The organism is Njordella calcicola, from assembly GCF_056494125.1.
On record NZ_CM151396.1, the window covers coordinates 1,818,074 to 1,830,032 of the forward strand.

The window sequence follows — 11,959 nt, forward strand, 5'->3', positions numbered from 1 at the left end:
CAGGAATTACTTAAACTGTCGCGCAAAAGAAAACGCGGAGGTGTTAACTCCGCGTTTTGCTGCTTTTGGCCTGACTGGTTCCCGATTAGGCTATCGGCGAATCAATTCCTGGATACCGAAGGTGAAGAAGGTTCCAAGGCTGAAGTTCAGGATTTCTTCTTCTGGCTTGTAGCGTAGGATGATCGTGTCACCTGGCTGGATCAACACGCGTTCTCGTGGATTGTTGATCGCTCTGGCCATATCGACTTCGATGTTGATCTGTCCATCGCAAGGTGTTCTGCGAAGGATGTATATCCGCCCTGGCGGAACGCCCCCAACAGAGTTCGTGAGGTTACCGAACACACCGCCCCCGCCGCCGCCACGTTGAGCGGAGGCCACACCGCTACCGGCAATCGCCATCGCGCCCAAAACATCCAGGTCATAGTCGCGAGGGATCGGCCATTCTCCACCAGGCAGCAGACCGCCAGTGTAAAAGACTTCTGCTTCGCGAGATTCGATCAAGATAATGTCGCCGTCTTCCAGCAATACATCTTCAGGACGTACGTTGGGGATAACTCCAGGAGGCAAACGGAGTGGGATACGAATGATGTTCGGATCTTCGGGCAATGGCGGAGGGCATCCGCATGGATCTGGGTTCTCATAGTAGTGTCGATAGAAGTTCTGCACGAAAAGATCTCGTTCTGCAGGACGGTAGCGACTGGCTTTGATCACCTTCACTTCATTCTTTGCGTTCAATCCGGGGAGTCCACCGGTGGCCATTAGAGCGTGCAGCACGTCATTTTGGTAAGCGGGTAATTGGACTACGTTGCCGGCAGCACTTTCGTCAGCGCCGCGCAGATAACCCATACGGTTGAATTGAGCGCCACCGCCCATCATACCGCCCATCATGGATACGTCTTGCCGTACGACAGTGATGTCATAGGTTCGCTCTCGAATCAGCGTGACAATAGGAGTCAAGACTTGGCCGTCTTCCTCTTGCAGAATCTGAGCACGAAGATACTCATTTCGGATCACTTCGCGGACCTGTTCTACAGTCATGCCGCGAACATTGATCGGTCGAACCAAGGGTAGCGCGATCGTACCATCTTCCTGCACAGCGGTTGGATAGCCCAGCGATGGTGGAAGAGTGCTTCCCTTGTCTGGGAAGTTGACCGGCGGTGGCTCTGGCGGTTGGTCAGGTGGAGTGAAGGGCAAAACGCCTTCGATGTACACACCTAGGATGTCCCCGCCATCGAGCAAGTATTGTCGCGGCGGTTGCTGCGATAATCTGCCAATGTCAATTGGAACATAATTGTTTTTGGGTTCAGCCAAAAACTGTGGTGGGATGCGCGAAGCGGGTATGCCACTTATCGGTGTAGTGATGCTAGAGCAGCCGGTCAGCGCGCTGCCTGTAGTCATCAAAGCAAGCAAGCCTAACAGCCGGCATCGCTTCTTCTGCGATGACGTCCCTCCGAATGCTTGTTGTGCGAGTCCGTTCAGAAACTTCATTTTCTGTCCCTCACGTCCCTGTGGGGTCGATTTTTAAAAAGGATAAACAGTTATTGGGAAATCGACTAAGTTCGTTTTTGACTCACAAAGTCCGACAAGTGCGACGCGTGTTATTCATCAGCCCGACTAGGTTCAGCGAACCAATCGGCTATTCTGAATCTGATTGGATGATCGGTCCGACGTAGGTAATTCCAAGCCTGGTCGCGGCAGTTGCAATTCAGGTTGTATTTGGCCGGGTATTGCTTCCAATGCAGGAGTGCCTTCTTGGACACCTGGAGCTCCGAGAGCTGCTGGTACCGCTTCGGCACCTGAAAATGATTTTGCCGGTGGGACTCGTTCAGGCATTGGATACATGCCTGGATTCTGGTTGGGTGCCATTAGGCCAGCCTGATGATATTCGCGCTGGATGCCATAGCTAGTTTGTAATTGAGTCCAATTGCCAATGCCGTCTTCCTCGGCTGCTCGGCAACCGTGCGGGAAGCCAGCGAACCAGGACGATACTTTGCGCTGGCCATCTGCGGTTTGGTATTCCCAACCCCAGTACTCTCGCGGCGCAAAAGGCGGAGTGCAACCATCGCCGCCGTCAGCGACACTTAAATAACCTGCTTTGAAGCCGTCGCAGAATGCATCCAAGTGGGCTTCGTTGCAGAAGTGATGCTTCCGGCGATGCCATGCTTTGACAGACATCCCGTTGTTGCGATGCTTCATCACGAAGTTATTCCAGGATGAGTTGTAATTCCAAGAATTCTCAGCAACTTGCATACTCCCGCATCCCGTGACCGCAAGCGATAGCGACGAGGTAGTGATGGCAATTGCAAGCTTTGCAGCTTGTAGAATTCGTTTCGACTTGCGCGATCTGGAAGTTTGATGGGCCATCAGGCTTCCCCCCAAAGAAGCTTAAATTGAATCTTTCACTCAATTCAATTCAGGTACAAGCTGCGTGCGTTTGCATCGCACGACACCAGCCTAAAATGAGCGTATTGTGTTTATCGCCAACTCGAGTGCAAAAATTTAGCGATTATTCGGCTTCTGCCCGTCTTAACGGAATAAACGCTTGTATCAACCGAAACGTTTATCCGCAGGAGCGGCGCTCGATTGCAAGAATCGCCGGCAAATGTGTTAAACATCAAGCTGTCCGAGCAGTCGTTTTCTCCCTAGTAGAAGCGGGAGACATGCTGTTTCCAGGCCTTGGAGCGTACTGAGTAGCAACGGCGCGCAGGTTCCTCGCGATTGCCGCTAGCTACAAAACCGGCTTTGGAGGTGGCGGCGGTGGCGGAGAAGTCGGCGGCGGCGGTTCACTGCTGGGCGGCGGTGGTTCACTACTGGGTGGTTGCGGTTCACTGCTGGGTGGTGGCGGTTCACTGCTGGGCGGCGGTGGCGGAGGAGGTGGCGGTGGCGGTGGTTCAGGTAAAGCATCTGCTTGTACCATCGGCGCACGTTCAGTCAGCAGGGATGTGGAAGAGCTTAAGACGGCTTGCTTGGTGAATCGGAAGAGCCCCCAACCGTTGCCAAGGGCTGGAGCACTCACGGTCACTGAGACTCGACTGGTCGAGTGCGTCAAGGGCGACGGATTGACTTCAATGGTCGCATTGGAAATGTGGAACCTGTTCAAGACTTTCTCGGCGACTGCAATTGCTTCGGCTTCTGTGGCCCCGGGGACAATGACATGTCGGCAAGCTTCATACGATGCGTTGTCAACGACATGCCGAATAGTGGCCAGTCTAGCGAACTCAATGCCCACAACGATAAACAAGACCAGCACTGGCAGCATGATCGCGAATTCAACGGTCGTCGCGCCGCTGCGTTTCCGAATCGTACTATTTCTAAATGAGTTCATGAACGATTGCTTTGCCATACACATCACTTTGTTAACAGGACTGGCAATCGACGTGCAATCTCTTCATAAGCGGCCAGCAAATCACTGGCATTGCTTGCATGGAAGTGCATGCCGCCGCCCTTGGCTGCAACGGCGGCCATCGCGCCTTGATCCGCCTCGTCAGAGAATGTAATGGTAAAAATTTGGACACCCGAAGACGCTGCAGCGGATGCTGCGGAATGAGGACTGTGCCCTAGGTTGTGAATCCCATCCGTCATGACGATCAAGACTTTCACTGCACCGGGACGCGCTCCCGGACCATGAACAATCGCACTAGCGGCCTGTTGAATTCCATCACCAATGTTGGTGCCACCCAACGGAAAACTCAGTGTATAGGGCGTTAGTGACGTAAAGGCCTTAGCGAAATTGGAAGTCAGTGCTTGGTCGGTGACTGCAAAATCAGCATACGTGGAAACTGCAATTTGTGCATCTAACGGCGAACTGTTGACTTCACTTAGAAAGAAGCCAACCGCCGAAACCAGATTTCGCCAGCGACTTTCGGGAGGAGCTGGCGCACCGAAGTCCCAACCCAGCGGAGCGGACGCTGGAACAGGCGGATAGATCGCTGGTTCATTAGCGGCATAAGCCATCGATCCAGATCGATCTATAACCAAACCAATATCGACTTCGACTTGTGTAGATATAGCGGACTGCTTGTTATCCATGGTTTTGATACCGATAACGTTCGACAGCAGCAACGGCAGCGGACCTCCCAATGAACCCTTTGTTCGGTTTGCGGTCACTTTGACCGAGTTTGGGTTCGCGGTTCCAGCGACAAACTCGTATCGGCTTGAAGGCGAAGTTCGGCTAGAAGTCCCGTAGATAATATCGGAATCCGCGACTAGCAGCGGAGCACCTGCTACGGTATTCATGGCAGCAAACTTTTTGGCCGACTCATTAGCTAAAGTTTGATCGCGTGTTACGGAATACTCTCGACCAGCGGCACGTGAAGCTGCATCTGCAGCACAGTATAGCTCCGTATGATACAGCTCAACGTTGGCCGAATTGATGGCGAAGGCAGAGAGCACAAGCAGCATGGGAAGGACCAATGCGACCAAAACTACGATCGCGCCTTGACGCTGGGCCCTTTTGCCAAAGCTCCGTCTGGCAACGTGAGCGTTACGCAGGCAAGCTTGCGCTTCAAAGTGGTCGATCATCAAAGTGGCCGACGTAGAACATCGGGATTGTGAAGGACGACTCATTCAGTTTCCTTCATCATCGTAACGTTGGCCAGAACATTTTTTCTCTGGTAGAGCCATGGCGAAAAAAGGCTATTAGCAGAGCATTCGGCTCGAACTGCTACTGTAATGGGTGTGCCGTAGGGTTGATCTGAAAAATTGGCCGGCGAGACTTCGACCGTGTATGACTTGACGCGTCGTACGTTAAGAATCTCCGTCGCTGCTGCTTGGACATTTTCTATTTTTGAGCTGGGCACGAGCGCAACTCGAGTTGCTTCGTAGGCCGCTATCTTCAGCGATTGCTTCAAGAAGATCATCGATGTTGTCTCGATGGTGGCCATTAAAACCAGAACGAGAACTGGTAAGACGATCGCCAACTCCATGACGGCCGTACCACGGGGTACTCGCCGATGGGTTGTTAGGATCGAACGTGGCTTCGAACTGTACAAGATACTTGATCGATAAAAAACTGCGCAATTTGGAGGTGACTACGCAGAAACCGTAGTGCGCGCTGAGCAAAAGCTCTGTTTTGAATGTCGGTAGTCAGGAAGCTTGACAAAGAAAAGCTGAGGATTGGCGCAACTGTATTGATTGTATGGCGGGCCGATCGCGAATAGTGAACATTTGCGGCGCGATGGATGCTCGCAATTGTTTAAAGTTACTGCTTAGGTTGTTCACCTGTAACCAACACGGCACCAATATCCAAATCACCTTCTACCAGCTCCGTAAAACGGTTGTCTGAGATACCGGTTACAATCGCTTTGGCACGCAGGAACTCTCCATCGACCACCCAAACGTGTCGATTTCGGCGTTCACGACCTTGCTGGACTTTCTCTTCCGCAGACTGTTTGCCCACTAAGTCTTTGGCTCCGTCCATAAGATTCGTGTTACCTTCCAGGATCGGATGGTCATCGGGATGGACGAACTTTTTGTCAGGATAAAACCTTAACGCAGCGTTGGGGATTTTGATCACATCGCTTTTTGAGGAAATCTGGAATGACAAGTTCGCCGTCATGCCAGGAAGTAGTCGCATCTGTTGATTGGGTGTTTTGACGATGACTGGGTAAGTGATCACGTTCTGACTTTCCGAACTGCTTAAGCGGACCTGTTGGATAATACCTTCAGCGAACAGAATGTTTGGATAAGCATCGACGTTAAAGATGACAGGTTGATTGCGTTCTTGTGCTTCACGGATCAATCCGATATCAGCTTCATCTACCGATGCTTCGATATTGACGAATTTGTCCAAATCGGGAGCAACGGTGAACAGTTCGGGGGTTTGGAAAGATGCCGCGATGGTTTGTCCGCTGTCGATTTTTCGATCGACGATAATGCCATCACAGGGGGCTGTGATTCTCGTGTAGTCCAGGTTGGCGACGGAGTTCTCTAAGTTCGCTTCGGCTTGGTCGATCGCTGTTTTCGCTACTGCCACGTCGGCTTCTCTAGCGATTCTGCTAAAGCGCAGAGAATCCAGTTCCGTTTCGCTAATAAAGTTTGCGTCGACAGATCGCAACTGTTTGGCACGAACTTCGTCGTTCTTGGCTTGTTCCAGCAACGCTTCCATGCGTTGTAATTCTGCACGGCGCGTGCTGAGCAGAGCTTCGTCACGCCGCACAGCCGCGTCATAGATTTTTGAGTCGATTCTGGCAAGCAGTTGTCCCTGTTTGACTTGGTCGTTGAAGTCTACGAGCAACTCTTCCACCGGCCCACTCACGAACGCTCCAATTGCGACGCGATGCAATGGTTGCACTTTTCCGGTGGCATTCACGGAAAACGTAATATCGCCCTTGGCCACTTGGACTGTTCGCCAAACAGGCTTACTTCGGGCTTGGAAGTATTGTTGCGTCGCTCGGCCAGCCAGAAAGATGAGACCGAACATTACGCTGAGACCGACAAGCCACTTGAGCCAAAATTTCATGAGTTGGATTCAGTTGGGAGATGGAACGACTATTCAAATCAGCACTTTGACGAGAAAGCGCTAAGTGTAATCTCAATTCGTAGCAACTTGGATTTCGTAGACAAAAATCAGCCTTAGAAACATTGGGATCTATTGGAAAAGGTGGGCTGACCCTTTCGAGGCGATTGGATCTCTTTGCTGTTTGGCTTGGCGGGCGAGGGGCAGCATCCTTAGCAGATTTGCTTTCAATTAGGGGGCTTTGCTGCGCGATTGACATTGTCGTTCTAAACCCATTTTCGCTACATTCGCCATTCGATCGATTAGGAGTTTCTCAAGGTTGGCTTTTTACGGCTAACCGCGGGCAGCATTCCTTCTGGCCTGAATTAGCGGAAAAATCCATCAAATGTCAACCATCCTCGATGTAGTCGGATTGGAGAAAACCTACGGTCGTCGACGCGTTGTCAACGGTGTGAGCTTCCGTGTCGACGAAGGCGAAATCGTGGGGCTGTTAGGACCTAATGGAGCGGGGAAATCCACAAGCTTCAAGATGACTTGCGGAATTGTCTTGCCTGATCGCGGCAAAGTCACATTGGGTGGCTTGGATGTTACCGATTGGCCGATGTTCCGCCGCGCTAGAGACGGTCGCATGGGATATTTGTCGCAAGAGTCCAGTGTGTTTCGTAAACTGACAGTCGAACAAAATATTTCAAGCATGTTTGAACTGCTGGATGTCCCACGTCGCGAAAGGCTGGAGCGTACCGAGGAACTCCTGGAACAATTCGATATTACGCATATTCGAAAATCGAAAGCCTCGAAGTTGTCTGGCGGCGAACGTCGCCGATTGGAGATTGCCCGATGTCTGGTTTCCGATCCCCAGATTGTGATGTTGGACGAACCCTTTGCAGGGATCGATCCGGTAACTGTTCAAGGCATTCAAGAAATTGTTGAACGTCTACGTCGCTTGGGGATTTCAATCCTCATCACCGATCATGCCGCCAGAGAAATTTTAGCTTTTGTCGATCGATGCTATGTCATTAGTAAAGGCCAGGTTCTGTGCGAAGGAACGCCAGACGAGGTTCGCAGTCATCCTGAAGTCCGTCGTCAATACCTCGGCAATATGGACGGCGACACGCCGCAGGTGCCGGAAGAGGTACCTCGCCAGAAGCCTGCACGACCAGCCATGCTGCGACGAACCTCTGCCCAATTGAAGCGGATGGACGTATAGAAAGTCGGTTTAGAGCCTATCCGCAATCCCTCAACGGGTTGGAAGCCCATCCTACTTCTCGGGTTTTGGGATTGGCATTTAGCAATTTGACAACCTAGCCGATTGGTTATGATGGGACGCAGTGGAAGAGTTTCATGAATCTAACGCTATCGTCACTTTGCCTATGAGTGTCTTACCCAGTCACGTCGCTAGATCAATTTGCAGCACTTGCAAAAATTGTCGGGTCATCGTTTCCGGCAAAGGATCAATCTTTCTGATGTGCCGTGAACCTTCCCTGCCTAAATATCCGCGGCAACCGGTCGCTGGATGCACGCTGTACGTCCCCAAGCCAAAAGATCATCGCATCGAAGACGATCAGTCTTCTGACGACGAGGAAGACGATAAATTAAGTTAATCGGACCCAGTCGTTGGCAAAATGGGCTCGGGGTGGCGCTAAGCGAGTGATGCTCAGATGCGGAAGTGTGCAAGCTTGTTCGGATAGCTCGATCAGTTTTTCAGGCTCGAACGGTCGAGTCAAACAGTAAACTCCGCCAGCTTTATTGAGCGGCTCTATCCAACTGGTATCCAGCCGTGGCGCTATGAAGATGACAGGCAAATGTTCATTGATTTGATTGGTCCGCAAGCTAGCAACGTCCGCCGCCGCGACCAAAATATTCTCATCGATACTAGCTACGATGAGGTCAAAGTGCGTGGTTTTGACGGCGGTCATTGCAACATCTTGTGTCCTCGCCAAAAAACAGCGAAAGCCTGCTGAATCGAGCACAGCAGCCAAAGCCGTCAGCATTAAGGGGTCCGATTCAATTACTAGGACCATTGGTCGCTTTGCCGCTTGGTTTTCCATCAGTATCCTCTACAATCTCACCCTTTTCCGGTCCGCCAGCACCTGCCGCAGACCGCTTCCTCCTTTTGTTACGCTACCCGAGCAATCCAACGCTAGGGCAATCGATTCATGGATCCATCAATTCCCGACGACGATTTTCTGCGAGCCGCACGACTAGAGAAACTACGCAAAATAGAGCAACTAGGGATCGATCCCTGGGGACAACGATTTGATGATCGCAAGATGATCAACGCAGTCCGTAGCATGTTCGAACAAGTGAAGTTTCAAAAAGCGGACGGGCAGTTGGTGACGCTCCCAAATTTTGAAGCTGCTGAACCGGTCGACTACAAGGCGTGGAAAGCAGAGCAAGGCGATGGACATGAAGTAGGTCCCGAGGTGCGTGTTGCTGGACGAATTGTATTGCTGCGCACCGCCGGCAAATTGGTCTTCATTACATTGCGCGATTGGACTGGGGATATCCAGATTGCAATCAGCAAAGCCGAAGTTGGCGACGATCAGTTTGCTTTGATCAAGCTGTTTGATTTGGGAGACCTTATCGGTATCGATGGCCGCTTGGGCCGAACCAACACGGCAGAATTGACCGTATTTGCCAAGCAATTGCACTTTATGACCAAATCGCTGGAAACACCGCCCGAGAAGCATGCCGGGCTTCAGAATCCAGAGCTTCGCCAACGTATGCGTTACGTGGATCTGACTTACAATAAAGAATCGCTGCAGACGTTCAAACGCCGAACCACCATCATTCAATCGATTCGCAACACATTGGCCGCGCATGATTTCTGGGAAGTCGAAGGGCCAACATTGCATACGGTCGCTGGTGGAGCGGCTGCGAAGCCGTTTGTTACTCATCACAACGCGCTGGATATGCAGTTGTTCCTGCGGATTGCGCTGGAACTGCACCTCAAACGGTTGATGGTGGGCGGAATCGAACGCGTCTACGAAATGGGCCGCGTGTACCGAAACGAAGGCGTTAGTGTTCGGCATAATCCTGAGTTCACCATGATCGAGTTGTACTGGGCCTATGCCAACTACGAAACCATGATGGATTTGACTGAGGAACTGATTTGCAATGCTCTTAAAGCAACAGGCCAAGGGTACCAAGTACATTGGGGTGACTTGGAAATCGACTTCACCCCTCCCTTCCAACGCAAGACGTACGATCAGTTGTTCTTAGAGAACACCGGCCTAGAGCCTTCGGATTCTGCCGGGATCGCTCAACTGGCTCGAAAAATTGGCATCGATATCCAAGGTAAGCATCCGGATGTCATCAAGAGCGAAGTGTTTGAAGAGAAAGTTGAAGACGCATTGAAAGGACCGATCTTCGTCATCGATTATCCCGCCAGCATCTGCCCACTGACCAAACGCAAGACGGGCAAACCGGAAGTTGCGGAACGCTTCGAATTGTTTGTGCACGGAATGGAATTAGCCAACGCTTACACCGAATTGAATGATCCGATTTTGCAAGAGGAATTGTTTCGCACTCAATTGGACGGACAAGCGGAAGAGGACTCGATGGCCAAAATGGATCATGATTTCGTACGCGCTCTGCGACACGGAATGCCACCAGCGGGCGGCTTGGGAATCGGCATCGACCGACTGGTTATGCTGCTGACAAATTCCCGTTCGATCCGCGATGTGATCTTGTTCCCGCTGCTCAGGCACGAAACCTGATCGTCGCGAAAACTGTATGCACCCAATCGCTATGGCTCCTTCGCGCAAGGAGCCACCACCGTGCGATCCCAATCGACTTCCAGAATCTGTCCGCTATGAGCGAACTCACGGATCAGATAGCCTCGCTGAGTAGCTGGCGTATTGTTAGGTGGATTGCGTGTAGCGCGGTTGAGCATGGCAGAGTCTACGACCGGTGAGACTTCTCGGTACTTGGCAATACGCTGGAAATAACTTTCTACGCCGATCTCATGGTATCGAATGTCAACTTTCTTTTGAGACGCATAAGAAGCGTTGGCCGGCAAACGCGATAACAACGATTTTTTCGTATACCAATCGCAACGTGCCAGCAACCACTGCCCATCGTTCGGATCCAGACCGCGACGCTGCAAGCGTCCGATCAGCAATTGCCAAGCGTTCAAGATTTCCCACGCTTCCAAAGGCACTCGATTGCGGCTCATGAAGAACTTGCGAGTTCGTTTGATCAAATTCTCCTGGATCGACAGCGCGGTCCATTTGGTCCCATTGGTGGCGGTGATAACGTGGGAAAGTTCGACGTCTTTAGAAAATCGCTGAATGAGCTTGTCAGCGGACATGCTGAATCGAGGGAATTCAAAGTGTTGGCCACTTTCGATCAAATCTAGCACTAAGCAGGTCGAGCCGATTTGTAACCAACGCACAAACTCATTGGTCGAGGTGTCTCCGCAACAAATCTGAATCCGTTGCCTGCGACCAAACAATTTGCGATACGACTTAAACGACTTCGAGTCGTCCAAGCAGATCGCTCGAAACCAATGCGATAGGTCAATCATTGGTTTGCGATAGCCATTGCCAGAAAATCCGATGAAAGCGTTCATTTGCATGGCGCGACTACTCAGTCGAAAAGCTCCCGTGCGATCGACAAAGCCACTGCCATCAAATGCGACTCGCGAGGCCAAAAATGCAGCCAACACGCGTCGATGTTTTCGCAATAACACGGCGCAACAAAGCCGATGGAACAGCATCTCCAAGGGAGCATGACAAACTTGCAGTAGCCACGTGGCGATCTTGATTCTGCGATCTTCCTTCGGGATCTCCCACTCCTCGCTTAAATCGTCGGCCAGTTGAGTCCCTCTCGCATTCAACGAAATGCCAATCGTGATCATCAACACCACGCGCGACATCAAGCGATGGATAGCAAGGACGGGAAATAGCAGGACTAAGCCAATCCACCACAACACAAGCCAAAAGCCTGAGGCAATCTGAACGTCATAATTCTCTTGCTGGCCATAGCGTTGGCCGTAAGCATCACAACTGTTGCGAATGACTGCTTGTGGTACAAACTCTTGGCTACACACCAACGGATCATCCAGCGCTTCGGCAATCATATGATCAAACGCGGTGAGATAAGCGACAACTTGTTTCGGAGTGCGACATTGTGGCGTTGCACTTTCGATAAAACCACGATAGCCCAACAGCGAATGCAAGCTGGGCTCCCAAGAAATCGCGCCACCATTAGCAAGAAAGACGCGATTCGGATTGCGATGAGATTCCACCAGTGGCATACGTGCGGCAAAAGAACTCACAAGCATTTGATAGAGCGCTTGAGAGTTTCGTCGAGTCGGAAATGAATACCGGAATGCATATTCCGTCTCGACTCCAATCAAACGATTCAGCAACTGCGAATCATTCGCCTTCGCAATCGGCTTTCGTTTCAGCGATGTATTGCGAGCTTTGATACTGCGCATCGTCAGCTATCCAACTGATAAGGTCATCTACCGTTCTACAGTCCTTTGAAGACAACAAC

10 protein-coding genes are annotated in these 11,959 nt (G+C 51.4%); 2 read left to right on the forward strand and 8 right to left on the reverse strand.

Annotated elements, in window-relative coordinates; all coding sequences use genetic code 11:
- Positions 1-90: 90 nt before the first annotated feature.
- The 6 genes from SH302x_RS06900 to SH302x_RS06925 form a co-directional block, all read right to left on the reverse strand.
- A complete protein-coding gene (locus SH302x_RS06900) occupies positions 91-1,488 on the reverse strand; it encodes a polysaccharide biosynthesis/export family protein (protein ID WP_479367996.1) in 1,398 nt (465 codons plus the stop codon).
- 132 nt (positions 1,489-1,620) lie between these two features.
- Positions 1,621-2,364, reverse strand: coding sequence for a hypothetical protein (locus tag SH302x_RS06905; RefSeq protein WP_479367997.1), 744 nt, complete (start codon positions 2,362-2,364; stop codon positions 1,621-1,623).
- Positions 2,365-2,728: 364 nt separating this feature from the next.
- The gene (locus tag SH302x_RS06910) at positions 2,729-3,325 is read right to left on the reverse strand and encodes a TadE/TadG family type IV pilus assembly protein (RefSeq protein WP_479367998.1); all 597 of its coding nucleotides are present in this window, start codon (positions 3,323-3,325) and stop codon (positions 2,729-2,731) included.
- Between the two features lie 23 nt (positions 3,326-3,348).
- On the reverse strand, positions 3,349-4,566 hold the full coding sequence (locus SH302x_RS06915) for a vWA domain-containing protein (protein ID WP_479367999.1): 1,218 nt from the start codon (positions 4,564-4,566) through the stop codon (positions 3,349-3,351).
- Positions 4,563-4,925 carry a TadE/TadG family type IV pilus assembly protein gene (locus SH302x_RS06920; protein WP_479368000.1) on the reverse strand — a complete coding sequence of 121 codons (363 nt, stop codon included), beginning with the start codon at positions 4,923-4,925 and terminating at the stop codon, positions 4,563-4,565. The genes SH302x_RS06915 and SH302x_RS06920 overlap by 4 nt, the downstream gene beginning before the upstream one ends.
- Before the next feature lie 275 nt (positions 4,926-5,200).
- Complete coding sequence (locus SH302x_RS06925; RefSeq protein WP_479368001.1) at positions 5,201-6,460, reverse strand: efflux RND transporter periplasmic adaptor subunit; 1,260 nt, start codon at positions 6,458-6,460, stop codon at positions 5,201-5,203.
- A gap of 382 nt (positions 6,461-6,842) precedes the next feature.
- Here SH302x_RS06925 and lptB point away from each other — a divergent pair, with 382 nt between their 5' ends.
- Positions 6,843-7,664, forward strand: coding sequence for an LPS export ABC transporter ATP-binding protein (gene lptB / locus SH302x_RS06930; RefSeq protein WP_479368002.1), 822 nt, complete (start codon positions 6,843-6,845; stop codon positions 7,662-7,664).
- 385 nt (positions 7,665-8,049) lie between these two features.
- Here lptB and SH302x_RS06935 read toward each other — a convergent pair whose 3' ends face one another.
- A complete protein-coding gene (locus tag SH302x_RS06935) occupies positions 8,050-8,505 on the reverse strand; it encodes a response regulator (RefSeq protein ID WP_479368003.1) in 456 nt (151 codons plus the stop codon).
- Between the two features lie 108 nt (positions 8,506-8,613).
- On the opposite strand from SH302x_RS06935, the gene lysS reads away from it, so the two are divergent.
- Positions 8,614-10,176: a lysine--tRNA ligase gene (lysS, locus tag SH302x_RS06940; RefSeq protein WP_479368004.1), complete on the forward strand. Its 1,563-nt coding sequence runs from the start codon at positions 8,614-8,616 to the stop codon at positions 10,174-10,176.
- Between the two features lie 29 nt (positions 10,177-10,205).
- Here the strand turns inward: lysS and SH302x_RS06945 are convergent, their stop codons facing one another.
- Positions 10,206-11,900 carry a proteasome accessory factor PafA2 family protein gene (locus SH302x_RS06945; RefSeq protein ID WP_479368005.1) on the reverse strand — a complete coding sequence of 565 codons (1,695 nt, stop codon included), beginning with the start codon at positions 11,898-11,900 and terminating at the stop codon, positions 10,206-10,208.
- Positions 11,901-11,959: the final 59 nt, after the last annotated feature.